Source organism: Pectobacterium hainanensis, assembly GCF_046237015.1.
Lineage (GTDB): Bacteria > Pseudomonadota > Gammaproteobacteria > Enterobacterales > Enterobacteriaceae > JBJYIN01.
In genome coordinates this window covers 210,861-227,017 of the sequence record NZ_JBJYIN010000003.1, presented here as the reverse complement: position 1 = coordinate 227,017, position 16,157 = coordinate 210,861, and the positions used below count along the sequence as shown (strand labels likewise).

Genomic DNA, 16,157 nt, shown 5'->3' with positions numbered 1-16,157 from the left:
TCTTTTATTCTATTTTTATGAGTCATGTCGGATTTTAACACTTAATTAGCGTTTTTAACGGGCAATTGGCGTGTTATGTGCATTAATTAAACTGATATCGCGTGATATCAGTTTGCAAGGAGTCCATTTTGTCCAGATTATACGCACACCTCAACCCGCTAGAGTGTTCTCAGCAGGCGCTAGATTGGATTAATAGTGATACGTTAACCCACGATGAAATGGCCTCATTGAATCGGGAAGTGTTGAATTGTTTTCGTGAATACGTCAATCCTGGTTTTCTGGAGTACAGAAAATCTGTCACAACTGGTGGCGATTACGGTGCTGTCGAATGGCGCGCCAGTGGCCCAAACACGTTAGTCGATACGCAGGGAAATGAATACCTCGATTGTCTCGGTGGTTACGGTATTTTCAACGTAGGGCACCGTAATCCCAACGTGATTGCGGCGGTAGAAAAACAACTCGCCAGACAACCTTTACACAGCCAGGAATTGTTGGATCCGCTGCGTGCGCTATTGGCAAAAACACTGGCGGCATTAACGCCGGGCAATCTGAAGTACAGCTTCTTCAGTAATAGCGGCACAGAATCGGTTGAGGCGGCGTTGAAACTGGCTAAGGCTTATCAGTCTCCTCGCGGAAAATATACGTTTATTGCCGCGAATGGCGCGTTCCATGGTAAATCGCTCGGCGCGTTGTCCGCTACGGCGAAACCTGCTTTTCGTCGTCCTTTTATGCCGTTGCTGTCTGGTTTCCACCACGTTCCCTTTGGCGATATCAACGCCATGCGTCATCAGGCTCACCAATGCCAGAAAGCTGGAGAAGGAGTGGCCGCGATTATTCTTGAGCCTATTCAAGGGGAAGGCGGCGTGATTGTCCCACCGGATAACTATCTGCCTGCGGTCAGATCGCTATGCGATGACATTGGGGCATTGTTGATCCTGGATGAGGTTCAAACGGGAATGGGGCGCACGGGCAAAATGTTCGCCTGTGAGCACTATAACGTTCAGCCGGATATTCTCTGCCTTGCCAAGGCACTAGGTGGCGGCGTGATGCCGATTGGCGCTACGGTGGCGACGGAAGCGGTTTTTTCCGTGTTGTTTGAAAATCCCTTCCTGCATACCACGACATTTGGCGGTAATCCATTGGCTTGCGCGGCTGCGCTGGCGACAATTAACGTCCTGTTGCGTGAGAAACTGCCTGAGCAGGCTGCCTCTCAAGGGGCATTTTTGCTGCAAGGGTTGAAAAAACTGGCGGCGGCGTATCCTGAATTGATTGTTGAGGCGCGTGGCGTTGGCCTGTTGCAGGCAATTGAGTTCAGTAAAAACGAGATTGGCTATGCGTTTGCTAAGGGGCTTTTCGAGCGCAACGTGTTGGTCGCGGGAACGTTGAACAACGCAAAATCGGTCAGAATTGAACCGCCGTTAACCATTACCCGCGATCAGTGTGCTCGCGTACTGAAAGAGGCGGGGATCGTCTTACAACATCTCAGAGGCACGATGTCTGATGAAAATAAAATGCAGGAATATACCGTAGAGTGAAACGAACGCGACGGACATGCCGTAAAGACGGCCATACCAAAAGCCAGCCAGCGCATACTGACTGGCTTTTTTATCGCGGGCATCGAGCTCTTCACCGTTGTCGTGCTACAGGCTTGCCGCATTTGCCTGTGGTTGGGAAGATGACGGGCGCTCTTTTGTGTGACAGCGATGCTGCTATGGTTTGTCTGCGCATTTACGCGCAATCAATGTCGTCAGCGGCGCCATCGGGAAGACTTGATGGTGCCGTGTTTCTACCGACGCGAATCCCGCATGGTATAACCATTGCGCCAACTGGCCTTCCCGAGTGACATGGCGACCGCTCATTAATAGCGGGAGAAAGAAGGGCAATACCGGTGCGGCATCGGCAGCCGTTTCCGCGATTTCAGCCTGAGCCAGAACCAACACGCCTTCAGGGGTTAATGCCCGGTGAAGGTCAGTCAGTATGGTTGGTATATCTTCAACAAAATGCAGGAAAGAAGAACTCCAGATTAAGTCATAGCGTTGTTCAGTGAAATCGCCGCTTTTTGCTGATAGTCGGTCAGATAGTCCCGCTGCATTAATATTCCTTTGGGCAACGGCGGCGGTTTGTGGCAAATCATAAATGCAACCTGATAAATGAGGATGAGTCTGTGCTAGCGTGATTGCGACCCAACCGGGGCCACCGCCAAGATCGAGCATGCGATTTATCTGTGGAAAATCGGGGAGCGTCGAAATAAGCGAATTGGCATATTCGGCGGTTATGGCTCGCTGTTCCTGCGAAATCTGGTGCTCTGCCGCGTGGGCCCAGGCCTCGTCCCTCGGTAGTTCACTGAATTGCTGTGTCAGCGGTTTGTCTAGCCCAGTGGCGAGTCCCTGCCCAAAATGACGCAGGCTACTCAGTCGATAGCGCCATGCGTCACCAAGAAAATGTTCTCCATCGCGGCAAAGTACCGACAGACAAGTAGCGGTGGTGACATAACCTGCGTTATCTCGTTGCAGCAACTGCATACTCCAGAGCAGTTCCAGTAGAAAACCCGTTTTTTCCGGTTGCCAGCCCTGTATCCCGGCGAGCTGTTGCGGTGTTTTGGGCTCTTTTAGCCGGTCAAAAAGCTGATGTTCCAGTGCCAGACTTAGCACATCGGCACGTACGCTATCCGCCGCGAGTGTCCAGAGTGTTTCGAAAGGATGCATTAAGGGACTCCTGTTCAAATTGACGTGGTGCAATGTGTGCGTAAAGCAAGCGGGAGAAATGTCTGTCGCTATCACAATGATCCATTGTGTGGGATATGTTATCTATAAATGAGAATGGTTATTATGTTCATTGGTATGCGAAACGGTGTTTTTCGTATGGCAAACGGAGGAGACGGTATGGCGCGGGTACAACGAGTATCACAGGGTTACCGGGTAGGGATGGGAACGCTAGGATCTGATGGTCACCGCTATTCACTCCCTCTGAACGTGGGAGAATGCTGGTCTGATTTCAATCCTATTGCTCAAGATCTGACTCTGGTACGTTCACATTATCAGCCGGAACACCCGTTGATTGAGGAAACGAGTCATCCCCATTCGCAACCGATGTTGGTGATGACGTTTGCGCTTGCCGGTGATTCACTGTATTGCGGACATGATGGGGTTCATGTTCCGTTTCGGCGTGGTCACATCACGATGACCACGTTTCGAACCAGTGCGGGAGAACGACGTTATCAGGCAAATCAGCGGGTGGAGCAGTGCCGCCTGTTAGTGGGGATGACGGCGATCGAACGTTATTTTGGCATCGATAATGCTGCGGCCTTATTTGATGACGATTGCCTTCGGCAACACGCTTTTGCTCCCATTTCAGCGGCTAGCCGACATCATGTTCAAGCACTATATGGCCGAACCGATCCTCTCGATCGCCATATCCATGCGCTAAGCCTGTTAGCGCAATATCGGCATTTATTGGTGCCAGAAAAAATGCATGGTTGCCCGCATGAGGAGATCCGGCTTGAGCAAGTCGGTGTCTGGATGCGCGAACGGTTGGCCGAGCCGCTAACGTTGTCCTGTATCGCTGCGCAGGCAGGTATGAGCGAATTTAAACTTAAGCAAGGATTTCATCGCTATTTTAATACCACGCCGGGAAGGATGTTATTGGCATGGCGCATGGAACGCGCACAACAATTGTTAGAACAAGGGTTGCAGGTCGCGCAAACAGCATGGTTAGTGGGGTATCGTCACCCAACCAATTTCAGTCTGGCATTTACCCGTTATTTTGGCCGCAATCCTAAAACGCTGAGTACGGTCACAAAGAAAAGGGAGATTTAACGTCCAGACATCCTTAATTGCGTACAAAAAATACAGCCACAGCCATTAATCGATACCGTACTGCAAATGCCAGGATGAAGACTTTGTTGGTCAAAGGCGGAGAAGCCAGAGAAAGTGACGTATGGGCTCATCGTATTGACGCTTGGTACGGTGTTCACTGGCGTAATCTTGGCTTGAAAAGCAGAAGCCTGCGTTGCGATCAGCGAAAGGAAGACCAATGAGATGTTTTTTTGCATAGCAATAGCCTGTTAATTTTCGATTTTAATGTTATAACATAACGTTAGTTTGAAGGCTATCCTGGAGAGTGTTATGCCAAAAACGGCGCAAGAAGAATTACAGATTTTGGCGATGCCTGAAGCCGATTATATGAATCCCACTCAGTTAGCTTTTTTCCAGCGGCGTTTGGTGTGTGAACGCTCAACGCTGCTGCATCATATTGATGAGTTGAAAGGGAGCATTCAACAGGGGGAACAGTATAGTGATGAAGGTGATAAGGCGATGCGGGAAGAAGAGTTGAGAATGCTGTTCCGCCAGATTGATCGTGAAAGTCGCCTGTTGCCAAAGATTGATGCGGCTCTCCAGCGAATTCGTCTCGGAGAATACGGATATTGCCGAGAGACCGGTGAACCTATCGGCCTGCGCCGTCTGTTATTGCGTCCCACGGCGGAACTGAGCATTGACGCAAAAGAGACTCAGGAAATTAAAGAATTACTGCATAAACGTTAGCCTGTTATGTCCGTTTGTCATTGAGAGACATCTGGCCCTTGCGCATGCGTCGCAAGGGCCAACGAGAATATGACGTAAAGTCATTAGCGAAACGGCGGCTCGTTAAATGTGCGTAATTTGCGAGAGTGTAATCGATCGCCTTCTGCACGCAGTAGACCAATCGTACAAATGCCAATTTGCAGGTGTTCTGAAATAGCCCCTTCATAAAAGCGGTTTGCCTGACCGGGTAACTTAATTTCACCATGCAGAGGTTTATCGGAAACGCATAGCAATGTGCCATACGGTACCCGGAAACGGTAGCCTTGTGCAGCGATTGTCGCACTTTCCATATCAACGGCCACGGCACGACTCAGATTAAAGCGCAGAGCGGAAGCGGAATAGCGCAGTTCCCAGTTGCGGTCGTCCGTCGTCACGACGGTGCCGGTACGGAGTCGCTGTTTGACTTCTTCGCCTGGCATACCGCTGACCGTCTTGGTGGCGTCATAAAGTGCGCGTTGAACTTCCGCGATGCTGGGGATCGGGATATCGGGTGGCAACACGGCATCAAGGACATGATCGTCTCGCAGATAAGCATGTGCCAGCACATAATCGCCAATTGACTGGCTTTCTCGCAAACCACCGCAGTGTCCGATCATTAACCAGGCATGCGGTCGCAGCACCGCCAGGTGATCGCAAATGGTTTTGGCGTTAGACGGCCCTACGCCAATGTTCACCAGCGTAATCCCCTTACCGTGGCGTGATATCAGGTGGTAAGCCGGCATCTGGTGATTTTTCCAGGCCAGATCCGAGACCGTTTGTTCTGGATTAAGCGTGTCGGCAGTGATGTAGATGCCGCCTGCGCAAGATAATGCCTCGTAGGGGCTATCGGGGTCGGCAATCTGGCTGCATGCCCAACGTACAAATTCATCCACGTAGCGAGTGTAATTGGTGAAGAGAATGAACGGTTGCACGTGTTCGACGGGGGTACCGGTATAATGACGCAGGCGCGCGAGTGAAAAATCGGTTCTCAGGGCGTCAAAATGGGATAACGGTGAGGACGTGGTGGAGTGAAAAAGCCCATCGGCAGTTTCATCTCCGATTTTTGAGAGTTCGGTCGTGGGGAAGTGTTTGGCAATGCCGGCACTCATAGACCGATCGAGAAGCAGGTCAGAACCGTCCAGAACATAGGGAAACGGAATTTCCTGCGACGATGGTTGGACTTCGATCTCAGCGGCATAGTCGTTAGCTAACAGAGTGAGCTGCTCGCTCAAATACTGACGAAAAAATTGTGGTCGGGTAATGGTGGTGGCATAGCAGCCAGCATGGGTAAATCGACCATAGGCACGGTGACGGGGTTGATCGGTAGATTCACCGTCCCATTTCACACGCAGTTCGGGGTAAGCAAATAACCCGGTGGCCCGGGCTTGTGCATCGGGTAATTTGCCGCTACTGATAAACTCACCAATGGCATTGCGCAGAGATGTCACCGCTTCATCGTACAAGGCTTCCAGTTTATCAAGCGCCTGTGTGACGGTAAGGCGTTCTACAGACCCGCTGTTATGCATGTTTTCTCCTTCGTACATTTATGATCTTATTACGTGTTGCGATAACCCTATCACGCAACAGGCTAACTGAAGATATCAGTCAATGTGCAATAAGGAGAAGTATAAACGGCTTATCGTTTCTGACGACCCGAAAGATTGGCCGCGCTAACCGCCAGAATTGACAAAATGCCTAACGCGGCGGCAGGCACCAGTACGCCCCAGAATGCGCGTTCGATATAGGGCATCCCTTCCGCGAGCACTCGACCCCATTCGGGCGTCGGGGGCGATGCGCCCAATCCTAAAAATCCCAGCGATGCCAGTGCCAGTGCGATGCCTGGGAGCCGTAGCATGGCATGGCGAAAGAGTGGGCCAATCAATGCTGGCAGGACGTAAAACAAGCTGCAACGAATGGGGCCAACACCCAGCATCGGCAATTGACAAACATAGGGGCGAGCCTTGATTTCGATGACCAGTGCGGCGGTATGGGCGGCAAGGGGGGCCCAACTGACGGCGATAACTGCGATTGCTGCCCCCATTGCTGTCGGGCCATTAATGGCCGCAACCAGTAAACCAGAAATAACTGGAGGCAAAGCGTTAGTCACTTCAATCGGGCCGGTAAACCAACGCGGAAAAAGTCCGACCAATAGGCCAATTGCCAGACAGGCTAACGATACCAGCAGGGCGAGAAGGCAGGTATTGAGCGTTCCGTGTGCGACACGGGCTAATAAATCGCGTCCCATTGCGTCTGCGCCAAAGGGGAGTTCAAATGACGGCGGCTGTAAGCGGAGAAACGCCGACGTGTAGGGATCGCGCGGAAGTCCGCTGATGAGCAGGATAACTAACAGCACTAAGCAGAGCAGCGGTAGCCAGATGGCATAGCGAGATGTCGTCATTCGGTTTTCTTCGGGAATCGGCATCGCGCCGCTGTGTAGTGCATTTCCCAGAATCAACAAACGGATGGCACCGGCTGCCATGCCTGCTATGGCGGCGATCAACAGTAAAATTAATATGCCCACCTGAAGCGCCGGTAAATCCTGAGCGGCGGCTGCGCCAAGCGTCGCGCGGCCTAATCCAGGAATGGCGAAAACTTTTTCTACCGCAATGGCACCACCCGTCAGCGAAACCAACACCAGCCCGACTAATGGCATTACGCTGGGCAATGTGCGTTTCAGCACGGCTAATGCAATATGATGGCGACGAATGCCTGCGACACGCCAAGTCGTCAGCCAATTTTCACTGAATGTCGCTGACAGCGCATCGGCGATGATACGCCCTAAATATCCTCCCGCAGGAATACCTAATGCCAGCGAAGGGAGCACGACATAGTGCAGCCCTTGCCAGCCATAAGGCGGGAACCACTGGAGCCAGACGGCACCAATAATCAATAAAAAGGACGCGAGTAAAAACTCCGGTAGAGCCGTAAACAGCGCGGCAAATAAACCACTGGAACGGTGAGACTGACCGTATAAACCTTTTATAAACGTGGTGGCACACAGCGTGGTCGCCAGTGAAAAGGCGACTAATGCTGATGAAAACATTAACGTCAGCGAAACGCCGGTGGCTTGTAACATGCCGGGCAACACTGGACGCCCCGACACCCATGAGTTTCCTGCGTCACCGCGTAACAATCCGCTTAGCCAGTCCAGTAATAAATGCACCGGCCCGCGATCCAGCCCCAGCGATTGTCGAATGGCGTTTAACGTTTCCGCAGTGGCTTCCTGATCGCCAGAACGGGCGCGTAATAACGTCAATGCTGGATCCTGACCAGATAACCACGGCAGCATGCCTATCAGCATGATAATTGCCAACAGCGTCAGCAGGCGTGAAACCAGCGGAATTAGAACACCGTAGCGATAGTAACGTTGTCGGCCAACGGTGGCGCAGGTGCGGCAATACAGCGATTCACTCATTATGGTGTTGTATTTCCTGTCGCCAGCTTGGTGGTGGCATTAATCAAAACGCGCTCACGTGGATCGCGCAGAGCACCTTGTATTTGGGCGCTTTCTCCTTGAATGACTCGCTCATGCAACATGGGAATGGCGGCATCGCTGGCCAGAATCAGGTTTTCTGCCCGCATGATGGCTTGACGACGTTCATTTCCCGCGGGAATCGCCGCGGCCTGTTGTAATGCTTGATCGATTTCCGGTCGGCACAACTGTGCGATATTAAACGACCCTTCGCAGGAGAAATCGCTGTAGAGATAAGCAACGGGATCGCCGGAGTCCAGAACGGTCGCGCGGGATAAAATAAACGCGTCAAACTTGCCAGCCAGAGCGTCAGATTCTATTTGCGAATATTCACGGACGACCTGTTTTACGGTAAAGCCAGCCGCAGTCAACTGCTGAGCCAGATAAACCGCGACTTCAGGTAGTTCGGCACGGTCGCTGAATGTTGCCAGCGTGATGCTCGCGCCATTTGGTGCGATGGCCTGTTGTGGTTGGCTGACTGGTTGGCGTAGTGATGCAGCCCATGGTAACGCGGGGCCCAATAACCCTTGGGCGACATCGGCACGTTTCTCATAGACATTATCCACCAACTGTTGGCGGTTGAGCGCATCACGCACGGCGGCACGCATTGCCGGATCGGCCATGACGCCGTCGCGGGTATTGAGATAGAGCGTGTTGGTCCGTGGCATGGGCACTTCATGAATAAGTGCTTGATCCAGTAGTGGCGCTTGTGACACCGGAATTGCTTCGACGATATCGGCAGTGCCGGTACGTAACGCGGCGGCGCGAGCGGGGCCATCGGGTACGAAGTTAACATCAATACCGCTGGCCTGTGCTTTTTCACCCCAATAGCCATCGAATCGATCCAGTGTTGCACTGCTGGTACCGTTGACACTACGTAAAACAAACGGACCGCTTCCTGCGTTGATCGGGTTCACTACACCATTTTTGCCATAGGCAGCGCTGGATAATATCGCCAACTGTGGGCTCGACAGTCGTTGTGGCAGTAATGGATCGGGTGTCGCCGTGGATACGATCACCGCATTATCGCCGTCGGCGACGACGGTCAATTGGACACCATCCAGAATACGAGGTTTGGGCGCGGCATTGGCGGCAACCGTCAGCGCATTGACTACCGTCGCAGCGGTTAGCGTAGTGTTATCGTGAAAATGGACGTTAGGGCGCAGTTCAAAACGCCAGGAACGGTCATCAATAGGTTGCCATCGGGTAGCCAGCGCAGGTTGCGTTTCACCAATTGGATCGAGAACGACCAGCGTTTCCGCCATGCTCCAGCGAGACAGCTTGAATGCATCGTCGCTGAGCGGAGTCAGGCCAGAACGTGGTGGTTGTAACATTGCGAGCTTGATTCGGCTGTCGCTTGCAGCAGGCTGCTTATCATCCGGCTCATTGAAACAACCCGACAGTAGCAGTACGGCAGGGAGCAAGCAGGAAATAGGGCTGAGGGAAACGCGCATGTTCATTGGACTGTCCTTATTCGTCTAATGGGGTAGAAGTCAGCGGTCGGCAAATGAGCACCATGGCGATCGCACTACACAGTGGTACCGCGGCTAACAGAAGCCACGGAATGGCGGCCTGAGGTGACGGGATAAGTGCCCGATCGAGCTGTCCGCCGAGCAAAAAGTTGCCGACCAGAACCGTTACGCCGCCCATAGAGGCAAGTGCGCCGTAATGGGCACCGAGGTTACGGTGTTGAGCAAAACGGGGGATAAGATCCATGCCGACAGGGACGATTAGCATTTGTCCCAGTGTCAACAGTGTGATCAGCGATACCGCGGGTAAAAGGCGTTGCCAGCCTTCTGGCGGCGTGATGTGGGCAAATAATGCGACGCTGATAAACGAGGCGGCTAATAGTGAAAAACCTAATGGCAGAATACGAGCTGCGCCGTGGTGACGGGCAAAACGTGCCAGCGGTAATTGCAAACCAATCACCAAGACTGATGCCAGCACAAATAAGGGACCAAGGTCCTTTTCGCTACCACCGGCCCGATGCAGTTCAACTGGCAGAGCCAGGTAAAGCTGGTTATAGCTGAATAAATAGGCGCTATAGGCGACAATGAATGCGACAAAACGACGCTGACGGAATGTTTGCCACCAAGGAGCGATATGTAACTCTCCGGGCTGGCGCTGTGTGGCGGGCAGGCTGAAAAAGAGAATGAATAGCGCCAGTAAAAATACGCCCGCGCCAGCCAGTGCAACGCGTTGGAAACCGTATCCAGCCAACAGCGATCCTAATAGCGGCCCGAGCACCGCGCCTAGTTCACCGCAAATGGCGAACAGGGCAAACCATTCTGAGCGACTACGTTTCCCCTCTTTTTCGCTTTGCGTGCCGGCCTGTGCCATCAATGCTTCAATCGCGGGTGAGAACAATGCTCCGCCAATGCCGGTCAGGCAAGCGCCGAGTATAATCGGCCACAGCGTGGTGCCCAGCGCCAGCAGCAGATAACCGAGGATCCGTACCACACAGCCCAACAAGATGACGCGACGAGCACCAAAACGATCGGCCAGTGCTCCCCCAACTAAAAACATGCCCTGTTGCGAAAAGGTTCTCAACCCGATAACCAGGCCGATTGCCCACCCAGAAAGCAACATATCTTCACGTAGAAAGAGTGCCAGAAAAGGGACGACGGCATAAAAACCAATATTGAAAACGAGCTGACTGCCCAGTAACAACGGCGGATAAGGCCGTGAAGCGCGGTCAATAAGGGTGTCTGACATAAATAATTATCCGTTAAAGCACGTTGATAGTGTTGGAATGGCGTGTAATAGCTGGGCGGTATGAGGCTGTTGCGGTGAGGCTAATACCTCCACGGTGGGACGATCTTCAATGATCTGCCCACCTTCCATGACCAGCATGCGTTCGCACAAGCCTGCCACCATTGATATATCGTGTGACACCATCAATAGGCCCATATTATTTTGTGAGGTAACTTGCATGAGCAACGCTTTTATCTGTTCACGCAAGGGTAAATCCAATCCGCTGACGGGTTCATCGGCGACCAGAAAGTCAGGGCGCGTCACCAACGCTCTGGCCATCGCGACGCGTTGCGCCTGACCACCTGATAGATGACCGGCGAAGCTTTCCAGCAGATCCTGATGCAGACCGACTTGTTCCAGGACTTCACGCACGCGTGACAAACTGTATTCACCGGGTCGAAGCCGTTTTAACGGCTCGGCGATTAATGTTCTTACGCGTTGATGTGGTGCCAGCGAGCCAGCAGGATCCTGTGGAATAAATTGTACCCGGCGGCGATACCAAAGGAGTGAATTGACCGATCCGGGACGAATGAGATGACCATCGCAATACAGTGTGCCACTCTCTGCCGCTTCTAGCGCCAGCAAGGTACGTAGCAAGGTCGATTTGCCACAGCCAGAAGCACCAACCAGACCAACGCGTTCATTGCGTTGCAGATGTAACGAGAGATCGGCAAAAATGGGGATGGCAGGTTCGGTTTTTCGCCAGGGTAAGCGCGAGTGTCGCCGATAACGGCTTACCTGATTCATGCTTAAAAACGGTGATGACACAACGTGTAGATGGCGACTCATCCGGCAAGCGCCCCTTGTTGTTTTGTTTGTCTTGGCAGGAGTGCGCTGGCGCGGCGGGCGGCATTGACCAGACGTTGAGTGTAAGGGTGTCGCGGTGAATTCAGAAGCTGGATCATGCTACCGGATTCAATCACCCGACCATTCTCCATCACGAGCCCACGCTCACATAATTGGGCCGCCACGGCAATATCATGAGTGATAAACAGTAGCGCAGGCGCCGTTGGCGTGGCGCACTTGTCTTGTAGCACCTGGAGAACGTGCTGCTGGGTCACGACATCAAGCGCTGTTGTTGGCTCATCTGCAACCAGCAATCGTGGTTTACCAAGTAGCGCCAGCGTAATACAGATGCGCTGTCGTTGCCCTCCGGAAAGCTCGGCAGGAAAGCGTTGCAGCAGGTTTGGGATATCGGCTAACCCCATTGCTTCTAACAACGTTGCCAATTCATCCGTTGTTGAAGCCCCTAACGCTAATGAGAGTTGTTTTCCTAGTGGCATTAGGGGATTCAGTGCGGTAGCCGAATCCTGGAAGATGGCAGAAACCAGGCATGATGCCGGACGAAATAAGACGTGTCGGTGGGTGATGTCTTCGCCGTTTACCCAAATTTTCCCATCAAGCTGGCTATGGGGTGGTGGTGTACCAATAACGGCTTTAGCCGTGAGTGATTTACCCGAGCCGGAGGCACCAAGCAGACAGACTCGTTCACCCGCATGTAAAGAGAAACTGACATGATCGATTTTGATACTGCCATTGATAGACAAACTCAGGTTATCTATGCGCAATACCGCATCCTGTTGTCTGTTCCTGCTGGTCATGCTTACTTATGCCATCGATATAATTTGATATGTAATAACATAACAAAATAAGGCAATGTGATGCAAAGGAAATGTTCGGTGATGAATCCTGCCTTGTTTTTAATATCGCATTGAGTGTGGTGCTTATTCACTCCGTGACGAAGGTCAACATTATGCGGCTGAATGGCAAACGTGTCGGGCTGGCAGAGATATCCCGCCAGCCCATGAGAGAATGTTCTGCTAGGCCAGATCAAAACGATCGAGGTTCATGACTTTGTTCCAAACTTTAACAAAATCCTGTACAAAACTGGCCTGAGCATCGGCACTGGCATAGACTTCTGCTAATGCGCGTAGTTGTGAATGCGAACCGAAAATTAGGTCGACCCGGCTGGCTGTCCACTTGAGTTCGCCTGTTGTACGGTCATGCCCCTCATACGTTCCCTCTGTATCCGTTGCTTTCCATGTTGTCCCCATATCCAGCAAGTTTACAAAGAAGTCGTTAGTCAGGACCTGTGGACGTTTGGTGAATACCCCGTGCTGGCTTTGCCCAACATTCGTATCCAATACGCGCAATCCACCTAGCAGCACGGTCATTTCCGGCGCGCTCAGTGTCAGCAACTGTGCTTTGTCTACTAATAACACTTCAGCCGCAACGCGGTAGTGAGCCTTGAGATAGTTGCGGAAACCATCGGCAACGGGTTCCAGCACGTCAAAGGATTCGATATCAGTTTGTTCTTGGGTGGCATCCATTCGGCCTGGCGTAAAGGGGACGGTGACAGTATGTCCCGCGTTTTTTGCCGCCAGTTCTACGGCGGCGCAACCCGCCAGCACGATCAGATCGGCGAGTGATACTTGCTTGTTTCCATTCTGGGCATGGTTAAACGTGCTTTGAATTTCCTCCAGCGTATTCAGCACATGCGCCAATGGGCCGGGTTGGTTCGCCTCCCAACCTTTTTGCGGCAACAGGCGAATACGAGCGCCGTTTGATCCGCCTCGTTTATCTGAACCACGAAACGTTGATGCTGATGCCCAGGCGGTTGACACCAGTTGTGAGATCGACAAGCCTGACGCTAGGATTTTTTCTTTGAGTTCGGCAATATCCTGATCGTTGATTAATTCATGATTAACCTCAGGGATAGGATCTTGCCAAATTAACATCTCTGCCGGTACTTCCGGACCGAGGTAACGCACACGTGGCCCCATATCACGGTGCGTTAGCTTAAACCAGGCACGGGCGAAGGCATCCGCAAATTCATCTGGATTTTCATAGAAGCGGCGAGAAATTTTTTCGTAGATAGGGTCTACGCGTAAAGAGAGGTCGGTTGTCAACATCGTAGGGACATGACGTTTTGTTGGGTCATGTGCGTCAGGAATGGCTCCTGCTCCTGCACCGTCCTTTGGTTGCCATTGGTAAGCACCGGCCGGACTTTTGGTCAGTTCCCATTCATAATTGAACAGGTTATCAAAGAAATAGTAATTCCACCGGGTCGGTGTTTGCGTCCAGGTCACTTCCAGCCCGCTACCGATGGTATCGCCACCTTTGCCACTACCAAAACGGCTTTTCCAACCCAGACCTTGTTCTTCAAGCGCTGCCGCTTCAGGTTCGGGGCCGACTAACGCAGCATCGCCCGCTCCATGAGTTTTACCAAAGGTATGGCCGCCAGCAATCAATGCCACGGTTTCTTCGTCGTTCATCGCCATACGTTTGAAGGTTTCACGAATATCCTTGGCGGCGGCTAAAGGATCAGGGTTGCCATTTGGACCTTCAGGGTTGACATAAATCAGCCCCATTTGGACGGCAGCCAGTGGATTTTCAAGATCGCGTTCACCCGAATAGCGTTTATCCCCGCCTAGCCAGGTTGTTTCTGACCCCCAATAAACATCCTCTTCGGGTTCCCAGACGTCAGGGCGGCCACCAGCAAAACCAAACGTTTTGAATCCCATGGATTCGAGCGCGACGTTGCCAGCGAGGATCATCAAATCGGCCCAGGAAATATTACTGCCATATTTCTGCTTGATTGGCCACAATAAACGTCGTGCCTTATCCAGATTGACGTTATCCGGCCAGCTATTCAGCGGGGCGAATCGCTGCTGTCCTGCTCCGGCACCGCCACGACCATCGCCCGTGCGGTAAGTACCGGCACTGTGCCACGCCATACGGATAAACAAAGGACCATAGTGGCCGAAATCCGCTGGCCACCAGTCTTGTGAGTCCTTCATGAGCGTTCGAAGATCTTGTTTTACCGCGGCTAAATCGAGGCTATTGAAGGCGTCGGTGTAGTTGAAATTTTTATCCATGGGGTCGGATAGAGAGGAATGCTGGTGCAAAATATTCAGATTCAGTTGATTAGGCCACCAATCATTATTTGAGGTGCCGCTGCTGTGAGTCGGTTGCTTGCTACCGTGGCCCGAAAATGGGCACTTGCTTTCAGTTGTCATGCGCTTCCTACCTCTGTTTGTGGGTGCTATCAATCCAATGTGGTGCTTTATTAATCTTAGTCATTATGTGGGTATAGATAAAATCGGATTAGATAACTATTGTGATAGTCTCTGACTATCTAATGGCTACGAATTAATAGGAAAGTGACAGGCATTTATGGCTAAGTCGCTATGCCGTGTGTGACATGAATCAACGGGATTTTTGAGGGAATTGACGGGATATTGCGGTAAGGAAAATATCATCGGTACGTGTTCACCCCAGTACAGATGTTCTGGGGTGGGTCATACGATCTATGTCGCGTGGAGGTATTGGTCTGATGCCTTAATCGCGAATTTTTACCAAAGTACGGCCGTGTATCCCGTTATTTAAAAAATCAGCGGCAGTACTGGCCGCATCTTCCAGCCGGATTTCTGTCGCTGCCTGACGATAGAAACTCTCTGGTAACAGGGTTGCTAAACGGTGCCATACGTCAGAACGACGGGACGCAGGGACGGAGACTGAATCGATCCCCTGTAGGCGGACGTTACGCAAAATGAACGGCATAACCGTTGTTGGAAGATCAAAACCACCCGCGAGGCCGCATGCTGCTACGCATCCGCCATAATTCATCTGCGCGAGAACTTTGGTCAATACGTGGCTACCGACGGTATCAATGGCACCAGCCCACAGTTGTTTTTCAAGTGGACGAGCGTCGGTAAAGTCGCTACGGGGGAGGATTTCATTAGCACCAAGCTGTTTCAGGTAGTCATGTGTCGTTTCACGACCGGTTACAGCGGTGACGGTGTAGCCCAACGCATGTAATAGTGCGACTGCGGTGCTGCCGACACCACCGCTGGCACCAGTGACGATAACGTTGCCGCTTTGTGGCGTGATACCCGCCTCTTCTAGCGCCATGACACACAGCATGGCGGTAAAACCGGCTGTACCGATAATCATGGCATTGCGTGCGCTAAGATTTTTCGGAGTTGCTACGAGCCAGTCGCCTTTGACACACGCTTGCTCGGCGAGTCCGCCCCAGTGGGTCTCACCGACCCCCCAACCTGTTAATATAACCGACTGGCCAGGAGAAAACCGGGGATCGCAGCTTTGGTTAACGCGCCCAGAAAAATCAATGCCTGGAATCATCGGAAATTGGCGAATTATTTTGCCTTTTCCTGTAATGGCTAATGCATCTTTGTAATTCAGACTGGACCAGTCGATATCGACACGGACATCGCCTTTAGCCAGATCAGGCAAGGTTATGGCCTTGATCTCCGAAAAAGTGTGGTGGTCTTTCTGTTCCAAAACCAATGCTTTCATGATTGACGTTTCCTCGTCTGATGAATTGAATTATTTCAGATAGATAGGGGCGA

General features: G+C 52.0%; 13 protein-coding genes. 3 read left to right on the top strand and 10 right to left on the bottom strand.

The features are described 5' to 3' along the window. Positions 1-128: 128 nt before the first annotated feature. Positions 129-1,535 (top strand): putrescine aminotransferase, encoded by a 1,407-nt coding sequence (gene ygjG, locus ACKPVM_RS04660; RefSeq protein ID WP_409307309.1) that lies wholly within the window; start codon positions 129-131, stop codon positions 1,533-1,535. 174 nt (positions 1,536-1,709) lie between these two features. Here ygjG and ACKPVM_RS04655 read toward each other — a convergent pair whose 3' ends face one another. Beyond that, positions 1,710-2,705 carry a class I SAM-dependent methyltransferase gene (locus ACKPVM_RS04655; protein WP_409307307.1) on the bottom strand — a complete coding sequence of 332 codons (996 nt, stop codon included), beginning with the start codon at positions 2,703-2,705 and terminating at the stop codon, positions 1,710-1,712. A gap of 156 nt (positions 2,706-2,861) precedes the next feature. Between ACKPVM_RS04655 and ACKPVM_RS04650 the strand changes: the two genes are divergently transcribed. After that, on the top strand, positions 2,862-3,815 hold the full coding sequence (locus ACKPVM_RS04650) for a helix-turn-helix transcriptional regulator (RefSeq protein ID WP_409307305.1): 954 nt from the start codon (positions 2,862-2,864) through the stop codon (positions 3,813-3,815). On the opposite strand, the gene ACKPVM_RS04645 is transcribed toward ACKPVM_RS04650, so the two are convergent. Continuing rightward, positions 3,812-4,051, bottom strand: a complete 240-nt coding sequence (locus ACKPVM_RS04645; protein WP_409307304.1) for a hypothetical protein — start codon at positions 4,049-4,051, stop codon at positions 3,812-3,814. The two genes, ACKPVM_RS04650 and ACKPVM_RS04645, sit on opposite strands and share 4 nt — an antisense overlap. A gap of 73 nt (positions 4,052-4,124) precedes the next feature. Between ACKPVM_RS04645 and dksA the strand changes: the two genes are divergently transcribed. Further along, complete coding sequence (gene dksA / locus ACKPVM_RS04640) at positions 4,125-4,541, top strand: RNA polymerase-binding protein DksA (protein ID WP_409307302.1); 417 nt, start codon at positions 4,125-4,127, stop codon at positions 4,539-4,541. 83 nt (positions 4,542-4,624) lie between these two features. Here the strand turns inward: dksA and ACKPVM_RS04635 are convergent, their stop codons facing one another. The 8 genes from ACKPVM_RS04635 to acuI form a co-directional block, all read right to left on the bottom strand. Continuing rightward, positions 4,625-6,085 (bottom strand): AMP nucleosidase, encoded by a 1,461-nt coding sequence (locus ACKPVM_RS04635; RefSeq protein WP_409307300.1) that lies wholly within the window; start codon positions 6,083-6,085, stop codon positions 4,625-4,627. Between the two features lie 110 nt (positions 6,086-6,195). Continuing rightward, positions 6,196-7,974 carry an ABC transporter permease subunit gene (locus ACKPVM_RS04630; RefSeq protein WP_409307299.1) on the bottom strand — a complete coding sequence of 593 codons (1,779 nt, stop codon included), beginning with the start codon at positions 7,972-7,974 and terminating at the stop codon, positions 6,196-6,198. Further along, positions 7,974-9,491, bottom strand: coding sequence for an ABC transporter substrate-binding protein (locus ACKPVM_RS04625; protein WP_409307297.1), 1,518 nt, complete (start codon positions 9,489-9,491; stop codon positions 7,974-7,976). The genes ACKPVM_RS04630 and ACKPVM_RS04625 overlap by 1 nt, the downstream gene beginning before the upstream one ends. A gap of 10 nt (positions 9,492-9,501) precedes the next feature. Next, complete coding sequence (locus ACKPVM_RS04620; protein ID WP_409307296.1) at positions 9,502-10,746, bottom strand: MDR family MFS transporter; 1,245 nt, start codon at positions 10,744-10,746, stop codon at positions 9,502-9,504. 6 nt (positions 10,747-10,752) lie between these two features. Continuing rightward, positions 10,753-11,574, bottom strand: coding sequence for an ABC transporter ATP-binding protein (locus ACKPVM_RS04615; RefSeq protein WP_409307294.1), 822 nt, complete (start codon positions 11,572-11,574; stop codon positions 10,753-10,755). Beyond that, positions 11,571-12,386, bottom strand: coding sequence for an ATP-binding cassette domain-containing protein (locus tag ACKPVM_RS04610; protein WP_409307292.1), 816 nt, complete (start codon positions 12,384-12,386; stop codon positions 11,571-11,573). Before ACKPVM_RS04610 ends, ACKPVM_RS04615 begins: the two co-directional genes overlap by 4 nt. 219 nt (positions 12,387-12,605) lie before the next feature. Further along, complete coding sequence (katG, locus tag ACKPVM_RS04605) at positions 12,606-14,804, bottom strand: catalase/peroxidase HPI (RefSeq protein ID WP_409307290.1); 2,199 nt, start codon at positions 14,802-14,804, stop codon at positions 12,606-12,608. 322 nt (positions 14,805-15,126) lie between these two features. Beyond that, on the bottom strand, positions 15,127-16,104 hold the full coding sequence (gene acuI, locus ACKPVM_RS04600) for an acrylyl-CoA reductase (NADPH) (protein WP_409307288.1): 978 nt from the start codon (positions 16,102-16,104) through the stop codon (positions 15,127-15,129). Positions 16,105-16,157: the final 53 nt, after the last annotated feature.

Coding starts and splice junctions, on each gene's coding strand:
- ACKPVM_RS04655 (WP_409307307.1), bottom strand. CDS start 2,705: ATGCATCCTTTCGAAACACTCTGGACACTCGCGGCGGATAGCGTACGT.
- ACKPVM_RS04620 (WP_409307296.1), bottom strand. CDS start 10,746: ATGTCAGACACCCTTATTGACCGCGCTTCACGGCCTTATCCGCCGTTG.
- katG (WP_409307290.1), bottom strand. CDS start 14,804: ATGACAACTGAAAGCAAGTGCCCATTTTCGGGCCACGGTAGCAAGCAA.
- ACKPVM_RS04610 (WP_409307292.1), bottom strand. CDS start 12,386: ATGACCAGCAGGAACAGACAACAGGATGCGGTATTGCGCATAGATAAC.
- acuI (WP_409307288.1), bottom strand. CDS start 16,104: ATGAAAGCATTGGTTTTGGAACAGAAAGACCACCACACTTTTTCGGAG.
- dksA (WP_409307302.1), top strand. CDS start 4,125: ATGCCAAAAACGGCGCAAGAAGAATTACAGATTTTGGCGATGCCTGAA.
- ACKPVM_RS04645 (WP_409307304.1), bottom strand. CDS start 4,051: ATGCAAAAAAACATCTCATTGGTCTTCCTTTCGCTGATCGCAACGCAG.
- ACKPVM_RS04635 (WP_409307300.1), bottom strand. CDS start 6,085: ATGCATAACAGCGGGTCTGTAGAACGCCTTACCGTCACACAGGCGCTT.
- ACKPVM_RS04650 (WP_409307305.1), top strand. CDS start 2,862: ATGGCAAACGGAGGAGACGGTATGGCGCGGGTACAACGAGTATCACAG.
- ACKPVM_RS04625 (WP_409307297.1), bottom strand. CDS start 9,491: ATGAACATGCGCGTTTCCCTCAGCCCTATTTCCTGCTTGCTCCCTGCC.
- ACKPVM_RS04615 (WP_409307294.1), bottom strand. CDS start 11,574: ATGAGTCGCCATCTACACGTTGTGTCATCACCGTTTTTAAGCATGAAT.
- ACKPVM_RS04630 (WP_409307299.1), bottom strand. CDS start 7,974: ATGAGTGAATCGCTGTATTGCCGCACCTGCGCCACCGTTGGCCGACAA.